Consider the following 26,564-nt stretch of genomic DNA (forward strand, 5'->3'; position numbering starts at 1 on the left):
CATTAAGACAGAATCTTACTGGTTAAAGATGATGTTTTTAATTTTATCTTCCACGCTTTTTGATTTTAATTCAGAAATCAAATTTTTCAATGCTGGATATTCATTCATTTCTTCCCATGATGTTGAAAATTGATACAGGTTTTCAATTCCTTGATCAATACTTGAAATAAAATGCTGCTTTCTTTGGATGAGTCCACGGAAGCCATACGCTCCCAGGACTTGCAAGAACCTAATCAACTGAATTGGTTTTACCGAGTTTCTTAGTTGAAGTTGTTTCTCTGCACCCCAAAAAGAAAAATAATAGTTCAGCATTTTATTTTTAAAATCTGCTGGGAAATTGGCTTTTGCCTGAAAAAGAAAAGAAATGACATCGTAAATGAGCGGACCTTTCATGGCCGACTGGTAATCGATAAAGAAGACTTCGTCGTCGTCATTCACCATAATATTCCTTGCCTGAAAATCGCGCATCATAATTCCTTTCGGTTCCAATTGCTCTATTTTTGAAACTATTTTTTTAAATTCCATTAACAGAGAAGATTTGTGATAAGGGATTTCTAGAACGTCTGCGATGAAACTTTTAAAATAAAATAAATCGCTGGTAATGGGTAATTCATCATATTTTGCATATTCAAAAGTTTGTGAATAATCGATTTGATCTTCCGTTTTAATTTGAACTTCTGCGAGTTGCTGCAATGTTTTTTTTACCAAAGTTTTTACTCTTTCAGTCAAACCTTCTTTCTCAATTACTTCCGATAAAGTTTGATCACCAAGAAATTCCTGAATGTATAATTTCCGGTCATCAGAGATTTTTAAAACCTTTGGTGCGTTCACCTTTAAATCAGAAAACAGATTGGAGAAATAATAAAAACTTTCGTTTTCGGGAATATTTTCATTGTAGGTAATGATATAGTTTTTGCCAGAACTTTTGCCTACATAATTAATTCTTGCAGAGCCACTTTGTGCTAAAGTAAAAAAATCTTGAGCGGCTTCATGGGTATAATTTTCGAAAAAATATTTTGCGTTTTGGTCAGTCATACTTTTACAAAGATAGGGAAAAACGTATTTTGTAAAAGAGTATATTTGCAGGTATGTTTAATGATTTCAAGCCAGTTCTAAAAGTGCTCCTTCGTTTCATCATTTTATATGTGGTGTTGGTTTTGGGCTATCAGTTTTATTTGAATGGATATAAAAATGCCGGGCTGGATCCTTTTTCCAGTTGGGCGATGCGACAAGTAGATTTTGTACAAAATCTGATCGGTTATCCGTCTCAAATGGTAGAGGGAAAACCAGAAGATGAAACTACCTGGTTTTTTGTCAGCGGAAAATACGTTTCCCGTATGGTAGAAGGTTGTAACGCAATTTCGGTCATGATTTTATTTTTGGCCTTTATCTTTGCCTTTTATGAAAGTTTTAAAACTTTTGTTTTTGCTGCAGTTGGTTTAGTAGTTCTGCATATTATGAATGTTTTGCGGATTGTGGGTTTGAACGTTCTTCTTGTTGAACATCCACAGTATTCTAAAATTGGACATGATTATTTATTCCCGGCAATCATCTACGGAACTGTCGTTATTCTCTGGTTAATTTGGATTAAGTTTTACGCTTTAAAAAACGTTGAAGATGAAAATTCTTAAATGGCTTTTAGTAGCAGTTGCTATTTTTGGATTGATATCTGTGAGAATGGTTGAAAGCAATCTTTTTTATGATCCTTTTCAAGATTATTTTCATTTGGCTAATAAGCATGCGTCTTTTCCGGCTTTCAATTGGCTTCCTTTAATCCTGAATTATCTTTTCCGATTTGGGTTGAATTTAATTTTATCAGCCGCTGTGGTTTATTTAATTTTTAAAAATAAGCAGTGGACTTTGCAGGCAATTTTTTTAATGCTTATTGTCTTTGTAATTACTTTTCCTATCTACCTATATTGTATTCATACCAAATTTGAAGTTGGCTATCTTTTCTCTTTCTATATGAGAAGGTTTGTCATTCAACCGTTGATTTTACTCTTGATAATTCCTTTGTTTTATTACAGAAAAATGCTTTTGGATAATAAAAAACCCTTTCAATCTTAGAAGACTGAAAAGGTTGTGTTTTTTTCTTCAAATCAATTGTTTTTCAAAGAGTGTTTCGGAACCTGCGCGATTGTCTTTTCGTTCCATTCTATTTTTTTAACGAATGTTTTTTGTCTTGCTGGGCATTCGCTCAACTCACAAATTTCGCAGGAAAAAGATTTACAATCATCCAGGTGAAAGTTAAACTCAATTGTTCGGTTGGTATTTTCGCCAATAAGTTTGTATAAATCTTCCATTTCATTGTGGGCTTTCCGTAGTTCATAATACCAGGGCAAAGTGAAATGCGCATCGATATGAAGTCCGCTTCCGTGTTGCTGAATCCGCATATTGTGAATGTCAACCCACTGTGGCTTTCTATTTTCGTTGAGGAATTTTGATAAACTTTGAAGCATTCCTAAATCTGCTTCATCCATAATTCCCGATAATGACTTCCGAATGATTTTATATCCCACAAACATAATGTAACCCCCAAAGAGTAGGGCAACTAGTGCATCAATCCAGTACAATTTTGTGTAATAGACCAAGACCAAACTTACGACAACGCCAATGGTTGTAAAAGTGTCGCTTTGTAAATGTTTGCCAGAACTTTGTAAAACCAACGAATTTTCTTTGATTCCTTTTTTATAGGAAATATGTCCCATTAAATAATTAATGACCGCTGTTGCAGCAATGATCCAAATTCCCCAGTCTAATTGCTTAGGAACGTTTCCGTGTAAAAGTGAATCGATTGATTGAACGATGATAATAACACCAGCGAAAATAATTAGTGCACCTTCAATACCAGAAGTTATAAATTCTACTTTCCCGTGACCGTAAGGATGTTCCACATCTTTTGGTTTTGCGGCGAGGTAAAGTGAAAACAGTCCCATAAATGCCGCAATAATGTTCACGATGCTTTCCATAGCATCAGAAAAAACCGCATCGGAATTGGTTAAATGCCAGGCCAATAATTTCCCTAGGAAAAGTAGAATGCCCACGATGGCAACATTTCGCTGGAAAGTAAAATTGGTTTTGGTATTATTTTTAATTTCTGACATTTGAGTTTTATTAGACTTATAGAGAATGTTTGATTCATCTAATCCATAAAAAATGCCCACCTAATGTGAGCATTTAATTTAGACTAATTTGTTTTGGTAGAGATATTCTGCGATCTGTACCGCATTTGTGGCTGCGCCTTTTCTCAGGTTATCTGCTACAATCCAGAGGTTTAGTGTTTTAGGTTGAGAAATATCTCTTCTGATTCTTCCCACAAATACCTCGTCTTTTCCTTCGGAATATAAAGGCATCGGATAAATGTTGTTCTTTACATCATCTAAAACAATGACTCCTGGAGTTTCTGCAAGAAGATTTTTCACTTCATCCAGATCGAAGTCTTTTTCAAATTCGATGTTTACACTTTCAGAATGTCCACCTTGAACAGGCACACGAACTGCAGTTGCCGTAATATTAAAAGTATCATCGCCCATGATTTTCTTGGGTTCTGTCATCAACTTAATTTCTTCCTTAGTGTAATCATCTTCAGCGAAAACATCACATTGTGGCAATGCATTTTTAAAGATTTCATACGGATAAACTTTAGCAACATCTTTATTGCCTACAACCTCTGCATTTAACTGATCTACTGCGCTTTTACCTGTTCCTGTTACCGATTGATAGGTTGAAACGATAACCCTTTTAACATCATATTTTTGATTTAAAGGATGTAAAACCATTACCAATTGAATCGTAGAACAGTTTGGGTTTGCAATGATTTTATCTTCTTTGGTTAAGACATTCGCGTTGATTTCCGGAACGACTAATTTCTTATCAGCGACCATTCTCCACGCAGAAGAGTTGTCGATTACTGTTGTTCCGACTGCGGCAAATTTCGGAGCAAATTCTAAAGAGGTTGTTCCGCCTGCAGAGAACATAACGATTTCGGGCTTTCGGTCTATAGCATCTTGCATCGAAACGATTTCGAATTCTTCTCCTTTGAAGATGATTTTTTTACCGATTGATTTTTCGGAGGCGACAGGAATTAATTCGGTTATCGGAAAATTTCTTTCTTCCAGAACCTTTAACATAATTTGACCCACCATTCCGGTAGCACCTACTACTGCTATTTTCATTGAGAATATTGTTTTTTTTAAGTTATTTATGCAAACATTGAAGGGAAAACTCTGACCCATGGGAAAGCATAAGCGAAAAGTGCCATAGCGATTAGTCCCATAATTACAATTTTCATTGCAAGAGTTTCGTTGGTTTTCATGTATTTATTAATGATGGTCATTAAAACAACACCAATCAACATTGACACTGGATGTTCTACATAAGAAAATCTCGCTGCAGCGTTGCTCATTAATGTTCCTGTTTCCAAAGCTCCTTTCAGACCTGGAGAAAACACCAACATGAAAATCCCTACGATCAACTGAATATGAAATAGAATCATGGTAAATAAAGTCGATTTCCGCAATAATTTGGAAATTTTACCAGAGTAGCCAAACATGGTAGCCAATAATGCAACGATGAAAATAATGCCCGCAAGCAAAATCAAATAAGCAAAACCTTTGTGTGCTTCGGTGATAATTTTAAATGTATCCATAGTATTTTTTTGTTAAGGGCAAAGATAAAAAAAATACCGGTGATTCGTGTATAGTCCGTGAATTGTTAAAGTTCAGTTTAAAGCCAATAAAGAAGCCTTACAAAATTAATTGTAAGGCTTCTTTTTATATCACATTGAAAGTGTTAGAATGAATATTTAAATCCAAGCATTGCACTCCAAGTAGTAAATCTTGAACTTGCTGGTCTGTATGGTGATTTAACTAAATCAGCTCCATCACGTAGCATTGTAAAAGTTGGGTCAGGAGATAGATTCCCTGATCTTCCTAATACTGCTGCTCCATAAGAACTTACCGTATTGTCCTGAATTCCCCATTCTGAATTAAGTAGGTTACCAAAGTTTAAGATATCTAAAGTAATTGCAACTTTGTCTCCTTTTTGAACCATATCAGTAAAGATATTCTGAGCAATTCTTACATCAACACGGTTTAACCATGGTAACAAGAATTCGTTACGTGGAAGAATTTGACCTCTGTATTTTTCTAAACCATTATCAGCGATGAACTGGTTGAAAGCAGCATCTTGTTGTCCTGCAGTAAACAAAGTAGTTGTACCACTTTTAATATCAGCAAACTTAGTTACTTCTCCAACATTAGGGATGTACATTAAGTCATTCGCGATACCATCACCATTCACATCATTAGAGTAGTAGTAAGAGAATCTTCCTTGGTTTGCACCTGAATAGTAAACTCCAATTGTCGTATTCTTGATGTTATAACTAATATTTGCAACAATTCTGTGTGGAACTGAGAAGTTTGAAATACTCAAATCTTGTTGATTTGGTGAATCAACTGTTGGTGATGCTTGCCATGCTGAACTTGCACTTGATCCTGCGTTTGCAGAGATTTCTTTTGCTTCAGAGAAGGTGTAGAATACAGACCCAGAAAGTCCTTTCCATGTTCTCATATTTGCCCCAAACGTTGCAGAGAAAGCAGTTCCTTTAGTATCAGAGTTCGTTAAAACTACCGCGCTGTTTGCTCCAATTGCAGTGTTGTATTGGTATGATGCAGCATTCGGGTAATAAGCACGATCTTGACGAGTCATTCTCGCTGTAGATTCTTTTCTGTTTGCTCCATATTGGAATACAGAATTTACGTCTTTAGTATAGAGAATGTCTGTTGTTAATGTGAATACAGAGTTTGGAATTTTGTAGTCAGCACCGAAACTTGATCTCCATACTGATGGCATTTTGAAATCTCTATCAACTAAAGCGAATGATGCTGGTGCACCTGCTTTTGGATTGTTGATGAACACACTTCCTGCACCTGCTGGTGGGTTATTTACATAGTAATAAATGTCTTGTGGCTGGAATCTTACGTTTCCGATCCATCCTGCAACTTCAGCATAAGAACCTGGCTCTACAGTGTTTTGTAAAACTCCCGCATTGGTTGGCATATTTGTTAACCATACGAAAGGAACACGACCTGTAAAGATTCCTGTGCCTCCACGTAAAGTTAAACTTCTGTCTCCCATTACGTCATAGTTAAATCCTAAACGTGGAGAAAGAGAAACTTTAGATTTTGGCCATTCACCTGAAGCATAGTTTCTTGGGTTTCCGTTTTTGTCTAATAAATCTAAAGCATCAATTGAAGGATTTGCTGTAAGATCATTTAAATAATTAGGAAGTTCTGCTCTTAAACCTATTGTAACGTTGAATTTGTCATTTAATGTAATTCTGTCCTGTAAATAAGCAGATGCTAAACCGAAGTTAACTCTAGAGTAAGTATCTTGATTAGCATATGGATAAGTTAAACCAAACATAATTGGTGCAACCTCTGCGGATGTTCCTGTTTTCAAGAAATCTTCTACTGAAGCATAACGGTAATAACCTGTTCCCATTCTGGTATAAGAGTTACCAAATTTTTGAACTTCGTATGCGATACCTGCAGTGAAGTTATTTTTTCCTGTGGTATAGGTTAAGTTATTGGTAAATGAGAAGTTATCATTCACAACATCATTCAGGTAAGAGAATAATTCTGTACCGAAACTGATGTAGTTTCCACCAGTTGGCGAACCATCCCAGATATCAACAAATGGGAAAAGAGATTCTGACGGTGATGTTCTTTTGTCTTGAATTTTCGAGTAGGTAAATAATAATTTATTTGAAAGACTCGAGTTGAAGGTTGAATTTAATTCAGCTGTAACAGAACTTACCGTGTTTTCAAATCCGTAATTACCACTTTCAAAAGTCATTGCTTTATCACTCACCCGACTCCAAGAAGATCTTGGTGCTGGACCTGAAGAAGCATTTGCAAGTTGCTGTGATGTTCCTTTCAACATATTATAACGAACCGCAAACTTGTGTTTATCGCTGATGTTCCAGTCTAAACGAGCTAGGAATTTGTCACCTTGTTGTTCTGCTTCATTAGCATAACCTTGGTAACGTCCTGGATTATAACCCCATCTGTTGATCAAGTGATTTTGAACAGCGATTAGGTCAGATTCTTTAACTCTTGAGATGTTATTTGCAGGATCTGAAATTCCGTTTTGTGAAGCTTTCCAAAGATTCGCGCCAGAAGCATTTGCTCCAGTAGCAGTTTCTCTTTCACCACTAACAAAGAAGAATAATTTATTTTGAATAATTGGTCCACCTACAGTAAGACCATTGGTCATTTTAGCACCAGACACTTTTTGAATGTCTTCACCATTTATTTTCCAACCGTTCAATTCTTTACCATTATAATAACCGTATAATGAACCATGGAATTTATTAGTACCTGATTTGGTAATCGCATTAATACCAGCACCTGTAAAACCAGACTGTGTAACATCAAAAGGGGCAATGTTTACAGAGATTTCCTGAATTGCATCTAAAGAAATTGGCTGCGAGTTACCCCCTGGAAGTGGGCTGTTGCTTAAACCAAAACCGTTATTGAAATTCGCTCCATCAATCTGAAGGTTGTTATAACGAGCATCACGACCAGCAAATGAATTACCGTTTGCTTGTGGAGTTAATCTCGTAAAATCTGTAATACTTCTAGAAGATTGCGGAAGTTCCTGAATTAGTTTTTGACCAACGTTTGTTGCAGCTCCCGTTTTGTTAGCGTTTCTGCTTACTCCGGTAACTATTACCTCAGCAATATTTGCTGTTTTCTCACCGAATACTGGATTCAGCGCAAAGGGTTGACCAAGTTCCAAGTACACATCGTCGTATATCATTGGTTGTTCAGTACCATAGGTAACCTCTACTTTGTAAGGTCCACCAACACGCATGTTGGATAAGTTAAAAACTCCTGCAGAATTTGCAGTTGCCGAATAAACCGTTCCTGATGGCATGTGCGTTGCCTTAATGGTTGCGCCGGTGCTTTTTTTACCGTCCATGGTTGTTACAACACCCGACATGTTACTGGTAGTAACCTGTGCGTGTACGTTACCATAACCTGCAAATGCAATAGCAGCAACGAGGACAGTCTTCTTTAGTGGATTAAAATTCATATCAGTTAATTTTAGTTTACTTTTTACAGTAAGTTTGATGCAAAAATATTATATTTAAACGGTACTTTCGTTAACAAATTGTTAAATTTTAAAGTTTTGTTAATTTTTAGGCTATTTATCTGTAAGTCAATCTTTTAAAATTGTTATTTATTGCCTATTATCTCAATTGGTGTTGTCTATTTGTACTAAAGTGGCTTTTTTAATTACAATTTCAATAAATTATTTTACCGCTTTTAAGCTCAAATCAATGTTCTCTGCTGAATGCGTAAGTGCACCTGCAGAAATATAATTTACACCCGTTTTCGCAATCTCTTTTAGTTGGTCTCTTGTAATACCACCAGATGCTTCGGTTTCGCATTTATTGCCAATTATTTTTACGGCTTCGGTCATCATTGCCACATCCATATTGTCTAGCATGATTCTGTCTGCTCCTGCTTTCAAAGCTTCTTTTACTTCGTCCAGATTTCTGGTTTCAACTTCTATTTTTAAAGGTTTCTTGATTTTTTCAGTATAAGTTTTAGCCATTTTTACAGCGTTGGTAATGCTTCCATTGTAATCAATGTGGTTATCTTTTAGCATAATCATATCATACAAACCATATCTGTGATTGGTTCCACCACCAATGGCAACCGCCCATTTCTCACACAATCTGAAATTGGGAGTTGTTTTTCTCGTATCCAAAAGTTTTGCTTTTGTTCCTAATAACCGAGAATCCCAATCGTGAGTTAAGGTTGCGATCCCACTCATTCTTTGCATGCAGTTCAACACAAATCGTTCTGTAGAAAGAATCGATCGTGCACTTCCGGTTACGTAAAAAGCGATGTCTCCAACTTTTGCCGAGTCACCATCTTTAAGTAAACGTTCTACTTTTAAGTTTTTATCAAATTGTTTAAAGATCATTTCAGCCAGTTCAACGCCGGCCAAAATACAATTTTGCTTCACCAAAAGTTTTGCTTTTTGTTCTAAATTTTTAGGAATAGTAGCCAAGGTAGAATGGTCACCATCTTGAATATCTTCTTCTAAGGCGTTTTTAATAAAAGTTTTCAAAGCGTCTTTCGTGACGTATATTGGTTTTTTCATTTATTTATATTTAAAGGAATCTTTATTTCTAATTTGATAAAAGTTTAAATTTAATCAAATATTTTTAGCCACAGGTTTATCATTCCGCGACCACTCGCTCCAGGAACCCACATAAAGATTCGGAATTTCAAATCCTGCATAATCCATTGCTAATAAAGTGTGGCAAGCCGTAACTCCAGATCCACAATGAACTGCTACTTTATGAGAAGAATGATTTTTTAAAACTTCGCTATATTTTTCATGAAGGACTTCAGGACTTTTAAAAGTTCCGTCTTCGTTCAGGTTTTCTTTAAAAGGAATATTAATGGCACCCGGAATATGTCCGGCTATTTCATCAATTGGTTCGGTTTTTCCGTCGTATCGGTCTTTTTCACGAACATCAATAACAACGTAGTCAGGATTTTCAGAATATTGCGTAATAAAGTCGATGTCAACTTTTGGAAGTTTCCATTCTTTTAAAGAAAGTTTATCAATGGATTTTGGCTCCACGATTTTTGAGTTTACATCTAGTCCTTTTTCTTTTGCCTTTTGAATACCTCCATTCAAAACCTGTACTTTTTCGATTCCTGCCGCTCTTAACATCCACCAAAATCTTGCTCCCGCAATTGAAGCATTTTTATCATCATAAACAATGACATGGGAATTTTGGTTAATGCCTAAACGGTGTAAAACCTCCTCAAATTTCTCCAAACTTGGCAAAGGATGTCTTCCGCCATTTTTTGCATCTTTCGGAATTTGGGCTAAATCATTATTTACGTCCACGTATAAAGCACCGTCAATATGTTCTTCCAGATATTTCTCATAAGCAGAACCGCCACTTCCGGCGTCAACAATTACGAGATTTTCTCTGTTTAAAACTGCTAACTCTTCCGCGTTGATGATTGGGGGTATTTTCATTTTACTAGATCTTTATTATAAAAGGCACCTTTGTTTTCGGTCATCATCAAAGAATGTTTGATAATGAGATAGGAAATATTGGTTAAATTTCTCAGTTCAGAAAGTTGGGGAGACATGATCGAATAGTTGTACAATTCATTCACAGCATCGAAAATCTCGTGTTGTTTTTTCTTCGCTAATGCCAGTCGATCATTTGTTCTAACGATGCTCACCAAGTCGCTCATCATTTCCTGTAACTGTCTTCGGAGATAAGAAACCATGACCATTTCATCCATCATTTTCATTCCTTCTTCATTCCATTCCGGGACTGCTTTTAAATCATCAAAATTAAAATCATTGATTTCTAAAAGTTCCACCGTTTTCAAAGCAGCATTATGCCCAAAAACCAACCCTTCCAATAAAGAGTTTGAGGCCAGTCGATTGGCGCCATGCAGTCCGGAGTTCGTACATTCTCCCACGGCGAATAAATTTTTGATGGAACTTTGTCCGTCCATATCAACATCGATTCCGCCCATTAAATAATGGCAAGCCGGAACAACAGGAATTAGTTGGGTAAAAGGATCAATCCCTTCATCCATGCATTTTTGGTAAATATTCGGAAAATGTTCAATAAATTTTTCCTGATCCATTTCCCTGCAATCGAGACCAACATAATCATCACCGGAGATTTTCAATTCATTGTCAATGGCTCTTGCCACAATGTCACGGGACGCTAATTCTTCACGCTCGTCATATTTTTGCATGAATTTCTTTCCGTCTTTGGTTCTGAGTTTTGCACCGTCACCACGAACTGCTTCTGAAATTAAAAATAACATTCCATCTCGCTTCGAAAATAATGCAGTTGGATGAAACTGGTAATACTGCATATTCGAAATTTTCCCACGTGCTCTGTGTACGAAAGCAATTCCGTCTCCAGTTGCAATGATCGGATTGGTGGTGTTTTTATAAACGTGACCGGCTCCACCTGTCGCAACCAAAGTTATTTTCGCGGTAATTTTTTTGATTTTTTTATTCTTTTCATCCAAAATATATGCACCGTAACAATCGATTTTTTCAAGGTCAAAAACTTTTCCTGGAACATGATGTTGCGTAATCAAATCGATAACATAATGATGTGCCATGATTTCTATATTCGGTGACCTATTCACTGTTGCCAATAAAGCGCGTTCGATTTCGGCACCCGTAATATCTTTGTGATGAACGATTCGGTTTTCAGTATGGCCGCCTTCTCTTCCGAGCATAAGATGGCCGTCTTTTTTATCAAATTGAGTTCCCCAATCCACCAATTCCCGGAATCGGTCTGGACCTTCTTCAATCACCATTCTCACGACTTCCAGATTGTTTTCACCGTCGCCAGCTCTCATGGTATCGTCGATATGTTTCTGAAAATTATCTTTGTCAAAATCTGTAACCACAGCCAGTCCGCCTTGAGCGTATTTGGTATTGCTTTCATCTTCATCTGCTTTGGTGACGATGATAATTTTGGCTTCGGGCATTCTTTCCGAAATTTTGATCGCATAAGAAAGTCCGGAGATTCCTGATCCGATGACGAGTACGTCTGCTTTTATCATTGAGTTATTTCAAGAGTTAAGTTCAAACTTTAATTAAATAAATTTAAACAGTTTATCATTCGGTTTTCTCACTTTTTTTAATTTCTGAAACGCATCTTCTTCAGAGCGGTAACCAAGGGCTAAAGTCACTGCAACTCTTTCTTTTTCTGAATCCAGTCCCAGAATTTCGTCAATTGTTTTTTGCTTAAATCCTTCCATGGGACAAGTATCAACATTTTCTAAAGCCGCGGCGAACATCAGGTTTCCCAAAACAATATAACTTTGTTTATCAGCCCAAATCATTACTTCTTCTGAATTTAAATGCTGAATATGTTTGTTAATGCTTTCTTTAAAAGGATTTAAACTTTCCAAAGGAACTTCTCTCGTTTCGGAAATATGACTAAAGTAATTACTAATGTATTCACTTCCAATACTGTTTTTCGAAACAATAACGATTAAGTGCGAACACGTCGAAATTTGGGATGGATTGTAAAATGCCGGAATTAATTTTTCCTTCATTTCCGAATTTTGTATAATGATGATTCGATAAGGTTGCAATCCCAAGGAACTTGCGGAAAGTCTCGCTGCTTCAAGAATATTATGAAGCGCTTCCGTGGAAACATTTTTTTCAGGATCAAATTTCTTAACCGAATATCTTTTGTTCAGTGCCTCGAGGTAATTCATCTAACAAAGATAAATAAATGACTTGAAGTTTGGAAGATGAATTTCTTCGACTGAATTTCTAAAGGTGAATTTTCTTTGAGTGAATAAGTGAATGGTGGATTTATATAAATCAATTTTAAAAATTGACTATTCACAGCAACGCAAATTGACCATTCGCTGCGAGGCAAATTTATACGAAGCAAATTGACCATCAAAAAAGTCCGCCGTTCTGCTGTTTTTCGAAAAACTCGTCGATAAGAAGAGGTTCTGTTTGTGCTGCTTTTACAGCAAGTTGATCACAGATTTCATTTTCCAGATGTCCGGCGTGACCTTTTACCCAATGAAAAGTAGTTTTGTGCGCTTTAATTAAAGGAACCATCCTCTTCCACAAATCAGGATTTTTTACATTTTTAAAACCTTTTTTAATCCAGCCATAAATCCATTTCTGATTGATGGCATCGGAAACATATTTACTGTCGGTGAAAATGTGAATATCGTTTTCGGTAGATTTCAGTTTTTCTAAAGCCGTTATTACCGCCAATAATTCCATGCGGTTATTGGTTGTGAGGCGAAAACCTTGAGAATATCTTTTTTCGTAATTCTTTTCCGGGACTTTCATTACGATTCCGTAACCGCCTTTTCCGGGATTGCCACTACAGGCACCGTCGGTATAAATTTCTATTCTAAGACTCATTCCTAAAATTGAAAATCATCATCGTCATCTAAATCGTTCATCGAAGAACCGGAAAGGTTTTGATTGCTTGGCAAATCAAAAGCAGCACCTGGATCGATGGTCGTTTTGATTTTTTCAAAACCGCCGGGAGTATCTGGTTGACCGAAATTAGAAGATTGATAACCATATCCGCCGCCGCCACCGAATAAATCGAGGTCGGCAAATTTTGCAATATTTTTATAGAAGGACATTCTTACGTCTGCAGTAGCACCGTTACGGTGTTTTGCAATAATTAATTCTGCCTGATTTTCGGTTGATGATTCACCGCCGTCTTCATCATTGTCCCAGGTTGTAATTTTATAATACTCTGGTCGGAAAATGAAGGAAACAATATCGGCATCCTGCTCAATCGCTCCGGATTCCCGAAGGTCAGAAAGCATTGGTCTTTTTCCTGGTCTGGTTTCCACACTTCTGGAAAGTTGAGAAAGTGCTATAACAGGAACGTTCAGTTCTTTTGCAATCGCTTTTAGAGAACGGGAAATCATTGCGATTTCCTGCTCACGGTTTCCTGCGCCACCTTTTCCGGAATTCGCTGTCATCAATTGAAGATAATCCACCATGATGATTTTTACTCCATGTTGCATTACCAGTCTTCGGCATTTTGCACGGAAGTCAAATACAGAAAGGGACGGAGTTTCATCAATATATAAGGGAGCGTTTTCTAAAGCAGATACGTTTGAGAATAAGCGTTGCCATTCTTCATCAGACATTTGACCTTTACGTAATTTCTCAGAAGAGATCCCAGTTTCAGATGCGATCATTCTGGTGATTAACTGCACCGAAGCCATCTCCAGAGAGAATAAAGCCATTGGAATATTATGTTCTACGGCAATATTTCTCGCCATAGAAAGTAAGAACGCAGTTTTACCCATCGCCGGACGTGCTGCAATAATAATTAAATCTGAATTTTGCCAGCCTCCAGTTTCTTTGTCAATATCTTTAAATCCGGAGGGAATACCGGAAATTCCTTCTTTGTCTTTTAAGGCTTTAATGGTTTCAATAGCTTGAGTAACCAAAGTATTTGCAGTGTCGAAACCTTTTTTAATGGTTCCGTTGGTGATTTCGAAAAAAGACTGTTCGGCCTTATCCAGCAGTTCGAAAACGTCGGTAGATTCTTTGTAAGAACTGTCGATTACGTTTGCGGAAACATTAATTAAACTTCTTAAAATAAATTTCTCTAAAATTACCCGAACGTGATATTCAATATGTGCACTGGAAGAAACACCCATTGTTAAATCGATGATATAATGATCACCGCCTGCAAGTGCTAATTTATCGGTTTTCTTTAATTCCTGAATGACGGTCATTAAATCCACCGGATGATTGCCCTCGAACAATTTTACAATTGCACGGAAAATTTCCTGATGTCTGGGATCGTAAAAAACGTCGGCGGTTAATAAATCGATGGAATAATCCAAACCTTTTTTATCAATTAAAAAAGTTCCTATAACAAGTTTCTCGAATTCTATTGCGTTTGGGGGCATTTTGCCATCGGAAATAGAAAGTTCCTTAGCGAAATTACCATGAATTAATGAAGATAATGTTTCCTTTTGTGCCATAGTGCAAAGATAAATTTAATAAAATTTAATAAAGGATATTGTTAGAAAAGAAATGCAAACTATTTAAGTTGCTGGTGGTTAGTAGTTTATGATAGTGTGTTATCAACAATTCATCATTTTTGTTTGAATAAGTAATCTAACTTTAATAATGCCTTGTATTTTTTGTTTTGGATAGTATATTTTATCTAAATAGGGATAAATATATAAAAATTTTAATTATTTCATTAAATTTATTTTTACCTTTAACAAAACTTTTAAAATATGAAAAAACTATTTATTTTTTTCTTGCTGCTCACATTATCAAGCATTAAACTTCATGCTCAAACTCCATACGTTGGAGAAATTAGAATGTTTGCGGGTAATTTTGCGCCAGCTGGTTGGGCTTTTTGCGACGGTTCTTTGTTGAGCATTGCTGAATATGAAACTCTTTTTACCATTATTGGAACTACTTATGGTGGAGACGGTCAACAGACTTTCGCTGTTCCTGATTTACGTGGACGTATGCCGCTTGGTCAGGGTTCCAATTCTGTTGTTGGACAAGTTTCTGGTAGTGAAAATGTAATTTTAACACAGAGTCAAATACCTAATCATAACCATAGTGTAAATGCTGTAAAAGCAACGGGTACTCAAAATTCCCCTACAGGAAATCTCCCAGCAGATACAAAACTATGGGATAAAGGGTATTCCGATTCAGCCACTTCTAATACTTCCATGAGCGGTACTATGATTCGTACTACTGGTCAAAGCCAGCCAGTAGATCTTTTGAAACCTTATCTTACAGTAAACTTTATTATTTCACTTTACGGTATTTATCCTTCTCAAAATTAAAATTACCTATTTAAAATTATTCCTATGAAAAAATATATTTCAATTCTCATATTAATCTTATGTTCAAATTTCAAATTATATTCACAAGAACAATACTTGGGAGAAATTCGAATGTTTGCGGGTAATTTCCCTCCAAAAGGCTGGGCACTCTGTAATGGTCAAATCTTACCAATTAATCAAAACCAAGCATTGTTTTCTTTGTTAGGAACTACTTACGGCGGAAATGGGCAATCTAATTTTGCTTTGCCGGACTTTAGGGGAAAAGTGCCTGTTCATTTTGGGCAAGGTCCTGGTTTAAGTGATTATTCATTAGGACAAACGGGAGGATCTGAAACCGCAACGATTTCGATCTCCCAAATGCCTACTCACAGTCATCAAGTGACTGCAGTGACTGTAGAAGGAAATCAAAATTCACCAGCCGGAAATTTACCAGCAAATACAAAAAACTTAGATAAAGAATACTCAACATCCGCAGCGGATACTACAATGAATGCTGCAATGATAGGTTATACTGGTGGTGGGCAAGCGTTTTCGATTAAAGCGCCTACTAATACTGTAACTTTTATTATCGCAATATCGGGAATTTATCCTCCGCGGAATTAATTGTTGGAAAAAAAGTAACCATTAAATTTTAAAACATGAAAAAATATATTTTATTATTAATATTTATCTTATCTGTGAATTTCAAATTGTATTCACAGGATCAATTTGTAGGAGAAATTCGAATGTTTGCAGGTAATTTTGCACCAGAAGGATGGGCACTATGCAATGGTCAAGTATTGCCAATAGCTCAAAACACGGCATTGTTTTCTTTGCTCGGAACAATGTATGGTGGAAATGGAATGACCAATTTCGCTTTACCAGATTTGAGGGGAAGAACACCTGTTTCTTTTGGAACGGGTTCAGGATTAACAAATAAAACTATTGGAGAGAATGGAGGCTCTGAAATAATTAATTTAACAGTAGATCAACTGCCAACTCATACTCATGGGGTAAGGGCTGTTACTTCTAATGCAAACCAAAGTTCGCCAACAGGAAATTTTCCTGCAACTACAAAACTTTTGGATAAGGAATATTCGGACAGCGTACCAAATACAACTTATAACTACACCATGTTGAATTCAACTGGAGGAAACCAGCCAATTAATAATTTGCAACCCTATGTAACGGTGAATTTCATTATTGCTTTACAGGGAATTTTTCCACCACGTCAATAAAAAAACAATTATTATGAAAAAAATACTATTTTTTATACTCTTCTCAACTTTTGCACAAAGCCAAACAATTACATTTCAGGGATGTGTCCCTTTGTTTGATGCGCAAGACTTTATATTTAATAAAACAGAAACTGATGTTACTGGTAGAGGCATTTATATCACAACACCAGTTGATGGGCAAGCGTGCAGTGGTCTTGGTTCTTGTGAATTTAAATTACTATGGAACGATTCCGCAAGTAGATGGGAGTTTTTAGCCGATGAAGGTGAGGGGACTTTTACTGCGCCTTATGTTATGTTTTATAATGAAACAGCAACAATTCAAAAACCGCCAAGTTTAAAGGTAGGAACTTGGGTTGAAAACATAGCGGTAACCAACTCAATTTGTGGCGGAAATTTGTCCAGTACTAATGCAACATTGGTTGGAGACTTACAAGATACCGTCCTAAATACTGTTGATTTTACAAAATCAGAAATGATGATTTTCCCAAATCCTGTTGAAAACTTTTTAAATATAAAAGGAGATTTTGTGATCAAATCACTCGAGGTTTTTTCTTCATCAGGTGATTTGGTTAGAAGTTTTACAGGGAACTTAAATAAAATTAATCTTTCTAACCTTAATGCAGGAGTTTATGTCCTGAAAATTAATACTCTTAACGAAACAAAATCTGTGAAATTTATTAAGAAATAATCAGGTTTTAAATTTAAATAATAACTCACAGTTTAAAAGGCTGTGAGTTTTTTTTATTTAAAATTTGGAATAAAAACGTCTGTGGTGCTTTTTAGCCCGGATCGTAATGGAAATCCTTTTTTTTACCTTGCACAAAGGTGAAAAAAGATTGCAATGAAGAGCCGGACTGGTTTGGTAAAAAGCGATACCTTTAATGCTCCTAAAAAATTAATAGTTCATTTTGCGAAGTTTCGGAACGGTGGTGCCAACTAAAAGCGCAATTAAAACCGTCATGGTTCCGCCAAAAACTACAGAGCGAACCACGCCCAGAAGTTTTGCTGCAACACCACTTTCGAACTGTCCCATTTCATTGCTCGACATAATGAAGATTGAATTCACGCTTAAAACGCGGCCACGAATATGATCGGGTGTTTTTAACTGAACAATTGTTCCACGGATGACCACGGAAATTCCGTCCAGCATTCCACTTGCAACCAGTAAGAAAAATGAAAGCCAATAGAGTTGCGATAAGCCGAAACCGATAATGCATAGTCCGAAACCTGCGACGGCAACCAGTAGAATTTTCCCCTGATTTTTCTTTAAAGGGACAAAGGCCAGAAACATGATAATGCACATAGAACCAATATCTGAGGCTGCATTGAGTAAACCAAAACCTTCAGAGCCGACCTTTAAAATGTCTGTGGCGAAAACAGGAATCATTGCAATGGCGCCACCAAAAAGTACGGCGAACATATCCAGAAAAAGAGCGCCCAAAATTTCTTTGGTTTTATAAATATAGGCCAGTCCTTCGCGCATACTTTTCATTACGCCCATTGTTCGGTCGCTGTTTTCTGAAGGATGTTTGTTGAGAGCCCAGAAAAAAAGCGAAGAGGAAATCATTAAGCCCACAATAACGAGAATGGTTCCGGAAATATCAATCCAGTGAATTAAGAATCCGCCCAAGGCGTGACCAGAAACCGAGGCGGTAAGAAATGTTGCCTGGTTCAATGTAATCGCGTTAGGAAGTGTCTCTCTCGATACGATTTTGGGAATCATTGATGGTATAATCGGCCCTATAAATGCGCGGCAAAATCCTGTAAAAAAGATGACGCCATAAATATAATAGGAAATTTGAAGGTTGCTGAAGTGTAAAAGTTGGTGTCCGAAAAATGCCGGAATTGCAAGCAAAGCAATAAGTGCAACATACGCATAATTACAAATAAGTAAGAGTCGTTTCTTCTCGGAATTATCGATAACGTGACCTGCATAAAGTGCCGTTGAAACTGCTGGAATTACTTCTGCTAAACCAATTAAACCAATGGCGAAAGGGTCTTTAGTTAATTGATAAACCCACCAACCCAGTAAGGTTGCCAGCATTCTGAAAGATAAAATCAGAAAAAAACGACCTGTCATGAGGTTTCGGAATTCGGGGATTTTAAGAGTTTGAAGGGGTTGCAGAGAAATCATTTTGCAAAAGTAAATTTTAGATTTGAAAAACACTTCAAAATCAGCAGATGGATTTAATTATTTTTGCCCTGAGTGCATGAATTGGCTTTGTGATGTTTTTCTCTTTCAGTGAGTTTGCTAGTTTCAGATGGGAATTCTTTTTGTTTTTTATTCGTGCATTCGTGGCTTTTTATCTCATCATTAATTTTAATTAAAAAAATTATCTTTGAAAAATGAATTGGATTTTACTAATTATCGGTGGCTTATTTGAAACCGGATTTGCCACTTGTCTCGGAAAAGCGCAGGAAAGCACAGGAAAGGAAAGTTATTTCTGGTGGGTGGGTTTTGTGATTTCACTTTTCTTGAGTATGTTTTTATTGTACAAAGCAATTTCTGTGGGAGCAAGTCCGATTCCAATCGGAACGGCTTATGCGGTCTGGACAGGAATTGGCGCAGTAGGTGCGGTTTTTATGGGGATCTTTATTTTTAATGAGCCTGCTACTTTTTGGCGGATGTTTTTTGTTTTTACTTTAATCGCTTCTGTGATTGGGTTGAAGGTAGTTTCAAATTAAAAATTACTTCTTCAAATTTTCTAAGAAATCACCAATTTTTCTATCGTTTGCCAAACGTGGAATTTTATTTTGTCCACCTAATTTTCCTTCAGATTTGGCATAATCCTGAAATGCATTTTTCTTTAAATGGGTTATAAGTAAAGGCTGCAAGATATTTCCAGAAACTAAATCATTGTAATAGGTATTTCTTTTCCGCATTTCATCATCCAGATTTTTTCTAAAGTTTTCCAGATCTTCAGGTTCTTTTTCAAACTCGATAAACCATTCATGATAAGGCAATCCTTCTGCTGGATTAACTTGTGGTGCCAAATGAAACTCCGTGATTTGTGCCGGAAATTTTTCGACTGTTGCTTTTAAGGCTTCTTCAACTTCAAAGGCAATCACGTGTTCACCAAACGCAGAGGTGAAATGTTTGGTTCTTCCAGATACCAAAATTCGATAAGGATCTTTAGAAATAAACCGTACAACATCGCCGATGGAATAAGCCCAAAGTCCAGAATTGGTCGTTAAAATTAAAGCGTAATCTTTATGAAGTTCTACATCTTTTAAAGTCAATCTTTTCGCTTCAGGTTTTCCATATTCTTCAAGTGGAATAAATTCATAGAAAATTCCGTGATTGGTCAAAAGTAATAATCCTTCTTTTTCAAAATTATCTTGAAAGGCAAAAAAACCTTCACTCGCCGGAAAGGTCTGCAAAGTGTCAACGGGTTTTCCCAGAAGTTCATTCATCTTTTCGCGGTAAGGTTCGTAATTAACGCCGCCCGTAATGATGAGTTGAAGATTAGGAAAAAGTTCCGTTATTTTTTTACCGTTTCGTTCAATAAGTTTTTCAAAATACATAATCAACCAAGGTGGAATTCCCGAAATCAAAGTCATGTTTTCTTTTTCGGTTTCCTTTACAATGGCGCCAACTTTCGTTTCCCAATCTTCGATGAGGTTGGTTTCTAAACTCGGCAAACGGTTTTTCTGTAAGTAAGATGGAATGTGATGCGCCACAATTCCCGAAAGTCTTCCGGTTTTTATACCGTTGATCTCATCTAATTCCGGACTTCCCTGTAAGAAGATCATTTTGCCATTTACAAAATCAGCATTGTTTTTTTGAGCGATATAATGAAAGATCGCACTTTGCGCGGCAGCGATTTGGTAAGGCATTCCTTCTTTTGAAATTGGGATGTATTTTGAGCCGGAAGTCGTACCAGAAGTTTTGGCAAAATATTCCGGAGTATCCGTCCAGAGAATTTGTCTTTGACCTTTTTTTACTTTTTCAATATAAGGTTTCAAATCTTCGTAATCTGCAACTGGAACTTGCGCCTGGAAGTCTTGAATACTCTTTATATTTTCGAATTGATGGGTTCGCCCAAATAAAGTTTTTTCGGCAGTTTGCACCAGAGAAATTAAAAGGTTTTCCTGATCTTTTACGGCATTTTGTTTAAAAGACTGGGTTTCTTTAACATGTTTTTTTGCCCAGATTAAAGCGATGTTTTTCTTAATGAAATTGATCATAAGGCAAATTTAAAGCATTTTCATCAATCCTATTTCAGAATTACTTTAAAAGTTATACCGATAACCTACATTTAAACTTAAGAAAGTAGAGCGGTTATAAAATTTTTGGACTGCAGGATTTTCATTATAAATATTATTAAAATAAAAATTAACTTTCCCTGCAATAAATACCTGTTGATAACCCTCGCGGTCTAATGTATATAAGGCTTTTCCACCAAGGTTAAAACCGGTGGCGTTGTCTTTTATTTTTTGACTTTTTGCATCGACTAATAAGTTCGTTTGCCGATAAAAACTAAAACCTGCCATTTCCTCTACAGAGAAATCTTCGGATATCATTTCGCGATGCGTCAGATAAACATCGATGTTGGTAATGGTTGGTGAGCCGATATTTCCGTAGCGGTTCTGTTCGCCGTATTTTACATTAGAAAAGAGAACGTTATAATCTAAACCAACTCCGAAATTGATTGGTGTCATTAAGTTTCCGCCGAATCCGAATCCGTAGAAAGGCATGAGTAATTTCGCTAAATGGTTATTACCAATAGGTTTCATCGCAATCATTTTCACCTCAATATTGGAAACAACATCGAGTCCGTTTTTCTTTTTCTGACCGAAAAATAAAATTGGAAATACTAAAAACAGTAGAAGTTTAATTCTCATTATTCCAGGATTATTTCGTTAAAAGTAATATAACTTGTTCCTGTCGGAATCATAATTTCTAAAGCATCTGTCGAAAGTTTACAACCCGATTTCGAAGCGGTAAACGACTTTACTTTTTTATTTAAAACCAAAGAAAATGAGTCGGAAAGTAAGGGTCCGGATAATATGAATGTTCCTGAGCCGGTTGGAATTGCTTCGGCAATGTTTTTACCGTCGCTTTTCAGGAAAACTGTAATCTCATTATAATCCAGTTGGTTTCCGGTAATCTTTCCTTCCACGTAAGCGCGGGAATTATCGCGGTTTTCAGAATTACAACCCACAAAAACGCTGAGTAAAAATAGAGTTATAACTGTAAAAAAAAGTCTCATAATTTTTTCTTAAAGATATAAAATAGCCTCGAAATAACTTCCGAGGCAGATCAGATTAAAATCTGTTTTATTTTGTTTTATATCTCTTATCCGGTGTTCCGTCTTTTTTCAAATGTTGGTTTGCTTTATATCTTTTGTCCGGTGTTCCGTCTTTTTTCATTTTCACTGCCGAATTTGTTGCGACGGGTTTTGCTGCCATTGCCGGCTTTGCAACTTCTGCTTTTTTTGCAGTTTCCATTTTAGTTGCTTTTACAGGAGTCATTTTTGCAGTTTCTTTTGGCGCTACCTGTTGTGCACTTGCAAGTCCGAGTCCTAAAATCACGGATAATGCTGATAATAATTTTTTCATTTTTTTTAATATTTACGTTTCTGTTGTGTTTTAGATGAATAAAAATAAACAAATTATGTGCTTAAATATTCTTGACCATTAACTTTAACCAAATTTTAACGTACACTTTTATTATTTGATTTTTAATTTTAATAAAAGATATTTATACGAATCAAAATCAGAATTATTCAATAAAAAACTGCTTCACCGAAATGAAACAGTTTGTGTATTTAAAAGTGATGAAAATTATCTTTTTCCGTTTGCAGTCCATGTTTTACCATCAGCGATGTAAAGGATTTTTAAATCATTGTTATCAATTCTAATGTATGAAGTAGCAGTTCCGCCAACCATCACTAAAACGTTATCTCCTTCTTTTTTAAACTCAACACCATTCAAATCAGGAATTCCATCAGAAAAACGGAAATTGTATTTCGTCCCACTGGCAATTTTAGTTACGAATACGCTACCATCATCTTTTGATATGGTGGAGGATCCATCGTTGTAAGAAATCGCACCTTTGTAAGTGCCAGCGAAAAAATCGTTATCTACCGGATCGTCATCACTTCTGCAAGAGGTAAACGTAAATAGAGAGATTGCAAGGACAAATAATCCAAGAAATTTTAAGGCTTGCTGGATTGTACTTTTTCTGTTTTCTAATTTAGTCTGTCTCATAATTTTTTATTTTTAATATTAATTTCTACATTTTTCAAACTTTGTGCCGTCCGCTTTTTAGCGCCTAGACTTTAGCAAAATTTAATAGTATTTAATAAAAATTACCATTTTATTGAAACTTTAAACATCCTCGAATTGAATTTATACCGATAAAAAATAATCCCTAAATTTGCACCTTCAAACGATTTCGGATTAGTCCCGAAATCGCTTTTGCCGTTTCAGACTTTTCATTTTTAAAGACGATTTGAGCCGTCATCATATTATATGCAGTTAAAAAACATCACCGAAACATTTCTACCTCAACTTCTACATTTAGGATTTGGAAAGGAATTGTTTACGCAACTCGATCATAACAAACACCTTGCTGTAAAGTCTTTTGCAGGTTCTTCTCCTACAGTTTTTGCCGCAGAATTGTTTTTGATTAAAAAGAAATCGCTTCTGTTTTTAACCGATGATAAAGAGGACGCTTTATATATTACGTCGGAATTAGAGGATTTATTGGGCAAGGAAAATGTGCTTTATTTTCCGCCAACACATTTGGAGCCTTATCAAATTGAGAAAACGCAGAATGCCAATTTGGTTTTAAGAACTGAAGTTTTAAATAGAATTCATAACGATAAAAAACCTCGAGTCATGATTGCGCCTTTTGCCTCTTTGGCGGAAAGGGTGATGAAGAAAGATGATTTCAAAGCAATTTCTCACACGATTAAAACAGGCGATCAACTGGATTTTAATTTTACCGAAGAATTGGTTCATCAGTTTAATTTTAACCATACCGATTTTGTGTCTGAACCAGGCGAGTTTTCAGTGAGAGGTGGAATTGTAGATGTTTTCTCCTACTCTAATGAAGAGCCTTATCGAATTACTTTTTTCGGAAATGAAGTCGAAAGCATCAAGACTTTTGATATTGAAACTCAACTTTCAAAAGAGAAGATTAAAGAATTTCAGTTGGTTTCTAATATGAATTTTTCTGCTCAGGGAACCAAAGTTTCTTTATTTGATTTAGCACCGAAAGATTTAGTTGTAATTACTAAAAACGCTTTTGTAGGTTTTAATTTTATTAAAAACTTTTACGAGAAAGCACAAACGAAGTTCGAAACTTTAGGTACAGAAATCAGGCATTTGAAACCGGAAGATTTATTTGTTTCAGAGGAAGATTTCATCACAGACATCAATAAATTTGAGTGGATCGATTTTACTTTACAAGAAGTAAAAGGAAGCGACGCCGAAATTATTCAATTGAATCAAACGCCACAGCCGAGTTTTCATAAAAAGTTTGAACTCCTGTTAGAAGATTTAGAGGAAAAACAAAATGATGGTTTCCAAACCTGGATTTCTTTCTCTACCGAGAAGCAGAAAGAGCGTTTAGAATCGATTTTTGAAGATTTGATTTCGCAACAAACTTCTTTATCTTCTTCAGAGGATGAGACCGACGCAAAAAATCTTTCGGAGAAGCAATCAAAATTCTTGTTTAAATCCTTTAAATCGGAGCTTCACGAAGGTTTTGTAGATTTAGATTATAAAATTTCGGTTTACACCGATCACCAGATTTTTGACCGTTACCAAAGATTTAAAGCCAAAAACTCTTTTGCCAAATCAGAACAGATTACACTGAAAGATTTAATGCAGATGAAAGTCGGCGATTATATTACACACATCGACCATGGAATTGGAAAATTTATGGGTTTGGTAAAAGTAAACAATAATGGAAAAGTTCAGGAATGTTTTAAACTAACTTATAAAAATGGGGATTTGCTGTATGTAAGTATTCATTCCTTAAATAAAATTTCAAAATATAACGGTCCAGACGGTCGTGAAATTGTTTTATCGAAACTCGGTTCTCCTGCCTGGAAAGCTTTAAAACAGAAAACAAAAGCCAAAGTAAAACAAATCGCTTTTGACTTGATTCGTTTATATGCACAGCGAAAAACTGCGAAAGGATTTGCCTTCACACCCGATTCTTATTTACAAAATGAACTGGAAGCCAGTTTTATTTATGAAGATACGCCCGATCAGGAAAAAGCGACGGTTGATGTAAAAACAGATATGGAAAACGATACCGTAATGGATCGTTTGATTTGTGGTGATGTAGGTTTCGGAAAAACGGAGATTGCAATTAGAGCTGCATTTAAAGCCGCAACCGATGGAAAACAAGTTGCAATTTTAGTTCCGACTACGATTTTGGCATTTCAACATTATCGAAGTTTTACAGAACGACTGAAAGATTTTCCGGTGACGATTTCTTATATGAACCGTTTCCGATCGGCAAAACAAAAAGCAGAAACTTTAGAAGGATTGAAATCCGGTAAAATTGATATTGTTATTGGAACGCATCAATTGGTGGGAAGTTCGGTGAAATTTAAAGATCTCGGACTTTTAATTATTGATGAAGAACATAAGTTTGGAGTTTCAGTTAAGGACAAATTGAAAACCATTAAAAGTAATGTTGATACTTTAACCTTAACTGCGACACCGATTCCGAGAACTTTGCAATTTTCATTAATGGCGGCGAGGGATTTATCAGTCATCAAAACTCCACCACCAAACCGTCAACCTGTGGAAACGCAGATTGTTGGTTGGGATGAGGAGATGATTCGGGATGCGATTTCGTATGAACTTCAAAGAGATGGACAGGTTTATTTCATTAATAATAGAATTGAAAATTTAAAAGATATCGCGGGTTTAATTCAACGATTAGTTCCTGATGCTAAAGTAATTACAGGACACGGGCAGATGGACGGAAAGCAACTTGAACGAAATGTTCTTGATTTTATGGAAGGCAAATATGATGTGTTGGTTTCTACTACGATTATTGAAAGTGGAGTTGATGTTCCGAATGCGAATACGATTTTCATCAATGATGCTCAACGTTTTGGAATGGCAGATGTTCACCAGATGCGTGGTCGTGTCGGACGAAGTAATAGGAAAGCATTTTGTTATTTGATCACGCCACCATTTGATATGGTAACGAATGATGCCAGAAAAAGATTGGAAGCGATTGAACAGTTTTCTGATTTGGGAAGTGGGTTTCAGATTGCGATGAAGGATTTAGAAATTCGTGGTGCCGGAGATTTATTGGGTGGTGAACAAAGTGGTTTCATCAATGAAATGGGTTTTGATACCTACCAAAAAATCATGCAGGAAGCACTTGAGGAACTTCAGAATGATGAGGAATTCGAAGATTTATTTGATAATGAAGAAGACCGTAAAAAACTCTTTAAGTCAACCAAAGAAGTGAATATCGATACCGATTTAGAATTGATGTTGCCGGATTCCTATGTTCAAAGTATTGAAGAGCGATTGTCACTGTATCAAAAACTAGCAGAGATTGAAAACAAAGAAGATCTGCATAAATTAGAACTGGAACTTATTGACCGTTTCGGTGCATTGCCATCAGAAGCGATCAATCTTTTAAAATCTGTCGAATTAAAATGGATTGCCGCTGATATTGGTTTTGATAAAATCGTAGTGAAGAACGGAACTTTCCTCGGTTATTTCCCGCCAAATCCTCAGGATAAATTCTATCAAAGTGAAAAATTCAGGAATATCATTTCTTACTTATCGAAAAATCCGAAAGAAGCGACTTTGAAAGAGAAAACCAGTAAAGAGGGAAATCAACTGATGATGCGCAAAGAAAATGTGCAGAATGTAGATGAGGTGAATTCAGTTTTGGAAAGGATTTTAGGAGCGTAATTCAGTAAAAATAATTTCTAAAAAAAGAGTA

Annotated in this window: 25 protein-coding genes; 8 read left to right on the forward strand and 17 right to left on the reverse strand. The window is 36.1% G+C overall.

The window, feature by feature from the left end:
• Nucleotides 1–15 precede the first annotated feature (15 nt).
• Nucleotides 16–1,035, reverse strand: coding sequence for an aminoglycoside phosphotransferase family protein (locus PUH65_RS03310; protein WP_305520383.1), 1,020 nt, complete (start codon nucleotides 1,033–1,035; stop codon nucleotides 16–18).
• 53 nt (nucleotides 1,036–1,088) lie between these two features.
• On the opposite strand from PUH65_RS03310, the gene xrtF reads away from it, so the two are divergent.
• On the forward strand, nucleotides 1,089–1,631 hold the full coding sequence (gene xrtF / locus PUH65_RS03315; RefSeq protein ID WP_305520382.1) for an exosortase family protein XrtF: 543 nt from the start codon (nucleotides 1,089–1,091) through the stop codon (nucleotides 1,629–1,631).
• On the forward strand, nucleotides 1,618–2,067 hold the full coding sequence (locus PUH65_RS03320) for an exosortase F system-associated protein (RefSeq protein ID WP_305520381.1): 450 nt from the start codon (nucleotides 1,618–1,620) through the stop codon (nucleotides 2,065–2,067). Before xrtF ends, PUH65_RS03320 begins: the two co-directional genes overlap by 14 nt.
• A 32-nt stretch (nucleotides 2,068–2,099) precedes the next feature.
• Here PUH65_RS03320 and PUH65_RS03325 read toward each other — a convergent pair whose 3' ends face one another.
• The 10 genes from PUH65_RS03325 to dnaB form a co-directional block, all read right to left on the reverse strand.
• The gene (locus tag PUH65_RS03325) at nucleotides 2,100–3,104 is read right to left on the reverse strand and encodes a cation diffusion facilitator family transporter (protein WP_305520380.1); all 1,005 of its coding nucleotides are present in this window, start codon (nucleotides 3,102–3,104) and stop codon (nucleotides 2,100–2,102) included.
• Between the two features lie 78 nt (nucleotides 3,105–3,182).
• Nucleotides 3,183–4,175, reverse strand: a complete 993-nt coding sequence (locus PUH65_RS03330) for an aspartate-semialdehyde dehydrogenase (protein ID WP_305520379.1) — start codon at nucleotides 4,173–4,175, stop codon at nucleotides 3,183–3,185.
• A gap of 26 nt (nucleotides 4,176–4,201) precedes the next feature.
• A complete protein-coding gene (locus PUH65_RS03335) occupies nucleotides 4,202–4,648 on the reverse strand; it encodes a hypothetical protein (protein ID WP_305520378.1) in 447 nt (148 codons plus the stop codon).
• A 143-nt stretch (nucleotides 4,649–4,791) separates the two neighbouring features.
• Complete coding sequence (locus tag PUH65_RS03340; protein WP_305520377.1) at nucleotides 4,792–8,100, reverse strand: TonB-dependent receptor; 3,309 nt, start codon at nucleotides 8,098–8,100, stop codon at nucleotides 4,792–4,794.
• A 219-nt stretch (nucleotides 8,101–8,319) separates the two neighbouring features.
• Nucleotides 8,320–9,180: a carboxylating nicotinate-nucleotide diphosphorylase gene (nadC, locus tag PUH65_RS03345; protein ID WP_305520376.1), complete on the reverse strand. Its 861-nt coding sequence runs from the start codon at nucleotides 9,178–9,180 to the stop codon at nucleotides 8,320–8,322.
• Between the two features lie 54 nt (nucleotides 9,181–9,234).
• On the reverse strand, nucleotides 9,235–10,077 hold the full coding sequence (locus PUH65_RS03350) for a sulfurtransferase (RefSeq protein ID WP_305520375.1): 843 nt from the start codon (nucleotides 10,075–10,077) through the stop codon (nucleotides 9,235–9,237).
• Nucleotides 10,074–11,648 (reverse strand): L-aspartate oxidase, encoded by a 1,575-nt coding sequence (gene nadB / locus PUH65_RS03355; protein WP_305520374.1) that lies wholly within the window; start codon nucleotides 11,646–11,648, stop codon nucleotides 10,074–10,076. The genes PUH65_RS03350 and nadB overlap by 4 nt, the downstream gene beginning before the upstream one ends.
• Before the next feature lie 33 nt (nucleotides 11,649–11,681).
• On the reverse strand, nucleotides 11,682–12,311 hold the full coding sequence (locus PUH65_RS03360) for an NAD(P)H-dependent oxidoreductase (protein WP_305520373.1): 630 nt from the start codon (nucleotides 12,309–12,311) through the stop codon (nucleotides 11,682–11,684).
• Between the two features lie 190 nt (nucleotides 12,312–12,501).
• Nucleotides 12,502–12,984, reverse strand: a complete 483-nt coding sequence (gene rnhA / locus PUH65_RS03365) for a ribonuclease HI (protein WP_305520372.1) — start codon at nucleotides 12,982–12,984, stop codon at nucleotides 12,502–12,504.
• A gap of 2 nt (nucleotides 12,985–12,986) precedes the next feature.
• A complete protein-coding gene (gene dnaB, locus PUH65_RS03370; protein ID WP_305520371.1) occupies nucleotides 12,987–14,582 on the reverse strand; it encodes a replicative DNA helicase in 1,596 nt (531 codons plus the stop codon).
• A 285-nt stretch (nucleotides 14,583–14,867) separates the two neighbouring features.
• Here dnaB and PUH65_RS03375 point away from each other — a divergent pair, with 285 nt between their 5' ends.
• The 4 genes from PUH65_RS03375 to PUH65_RS03390 are packed head-to-tail and all read left to right on the forward strand — an operon-like array spanning nucleotide 14,868 to nucleotide 17,315.
• Nucleotides 14,868–15,410, forward strand: a complete 543-nt coding sequence (locus PUH65_RS03375; protein ID WP_305520370.1) for a phage tail protein — start codon at nucleotides 14,868–14,870, stop codon at nucleotides 15,408–15,410.
• A 24-nt stretch (nucleotides 15,411–15,434) separates the two neighbouring features.
• On the forward strand, nucleotides 15,435–16,013 hold the full coding sequence (locus PUH65_RS03380) for a phage tail protein (protein ID WP_305520369.1): 579 nt from the start codon (nucleotides 15,435–15,437) through the stop codon (nucleotides 16,011–16,013).
• A 35-nt stretch (nucleotides 16,014–16,048) separates the two neighbouring features.
• Complete coding sequence (locus tag PUH65_RS03385; RefSeq protein WP_305520368.1) at nucleotides 16,049–16,627, forward strand: phage tail protein; 579 nt, start codon at nucleotides 16,049–16,051, stop codon at nucleotides 16,625–16,627.
• 13 nt (nucleotides 16,628–16,640) lie between these two features.
• The gene (locus PUH65_RS03390; protein WP_305520367.1) at nucleotides 16,641–17,315 is read left to right on the forward strand and encodes a T9SS type A sorting domain-containing protein; all 675 of its coding nucleotides are present in this window, start codon (nucleotides 16,641–16,643) and stop codon (nucleotides 17,313–17,315) included.
• 207 nt (nucleotides 17,316–17,522) lie between these two features.
• On the opposite strand, the gene PUH65_RS03395 is transcribed toward PUH65_RS03390, so the two are convergent.
• Nucleotides 17,523–18,761, reverse strand: a complete 1,239-nt coding sequence (locus PUH65_RS03395; RefSeq protein WP_305520366.1) for an MFS transporter — start codon at nucleotides 18,759–18,761, stop codon at nucleotides 17,523–17,525.
• A gap of 212 nt (nucleotides 18,762–18,973) precedes the next feature.
• On the opposite strand from PUH65_RS03395, the gene PUH65_RS03400 reads away from it, so the two are divergent.
• On the forward strand, nucleotides 18,974–19,312 hold the full coding sequence (locus PUH65_RS03400; RefSeq protein WP_305520365.1) for a multidrug efflux SMR transporter: 339 nt from the start codon (nucleotides 18,974–18,976) through the stop codon (nucleotides 19,310–19,312).
• Nucleotides 19,313–19,315: 3 nt separating this feature from the next.
• Here the strand turns inward: PUH65_RS03400 and PUH65_RS03405 are convergent, their stop codons facing one another.
• The 5 genes from PUH65_RS03405 to PUH65_RS03425 all read right to left on the reverse strand — a co-directional run bounded on the left by PUH65_RS03405 (nucleotide 19,316) and on the right by PUH65_RS03425 (nucleotide 22,840).
• The gene (locus tag PUH65_RS03405) at nucleotides 19,316–20,815 is read right to left on the reverse strand and encodes a GH3 auxin-responsive promoter family protein (RefSeq protein WP_305520364.1); all 1,500 of its coding nucleotides are present in this window, start codon (nucleotides 20,813–20,815) and stop codon (nucleotides 19,316–19,318) included.
• A gap of 45 nt (nucleotides 20,816–20,860) precedes the next feature.
• Nucleotides 20,861–21,472 carry a hypothetical protein gene (locus PUH65_RS03410; RefSeq protein ID WP_305520363.1) on the reverse strand — a complete coding sequence of 204 codons (612 nt, stop codon included), beginning with the start codon at nucleotides 21,470–21,472 and terminating at the stop codon, nucleotides 20,861–20,863.
• A complete protein-coding gene (locus PUH65_RS03415; RefSeq protein WP_305520362.1) occupies nucleotides 21,472–21,840 on the reverse strand; it encodes a hypothetical protein in 369 nt (122 codons plus the stop codon). The genes PUH65_RS03410 and PUH65_RS03415 overlap by 1 nt, the downstream gene beginning before the upstream one ends.
• 67 nt (nucleotides 21,841–21,907) lie before the next feature.
• Nucleotides 21,908–22,189, reverse strand: coding sequence for a hypothetical protein (locus PUH65_RS03420; protein WP_305520361.1), 282 nt, complete (start codon nucleotides 22,187–22,189; stop codon nucleotides 21,908–21,910).
• Between the two features lie 225 nt (nucleotides 22,190–22,414).
• Nucleotides 22,415–22,840 (reverse strand): hypothetical protein, encoded by a 426-nt coding sequence (locus PUH65_RS03425; protein ID WP_305520360.1) that lies wholly within the window; start codon nucleotides 22,838–22,840, stop codon nucleotides 22,415–22,417.
• Nucleotides 22,841–23,104: 264 nt separating this feature from the next.
• Between PUH65_RS03425 and mfd the strand changes: the two genes are divergently transcribed.
• Nucleotides 23,105–26,533 (forward strand): transcription-repair coupling factor, encoded by a 3,429-nt coding sequence (gene mfd, locus PUH65_RS03430; protein ID WP_305520359.1) that lies wholly within the window; start codon nucleotides 23,105–23,107, stop codon nucleotides 26,531–26,533.
• Nucleotides 26,534–26,564 lie beyond the last annotated feature (31 nt).

It is taken from the genome of Kaistella sp. SH40-3, from assembly GCF_030686865.1.
Classification (GTDB): Bacteria; Bacteroidota; Bacteroidia; order Flavobacteriales; family Weeksellaceae; genus Kaistella.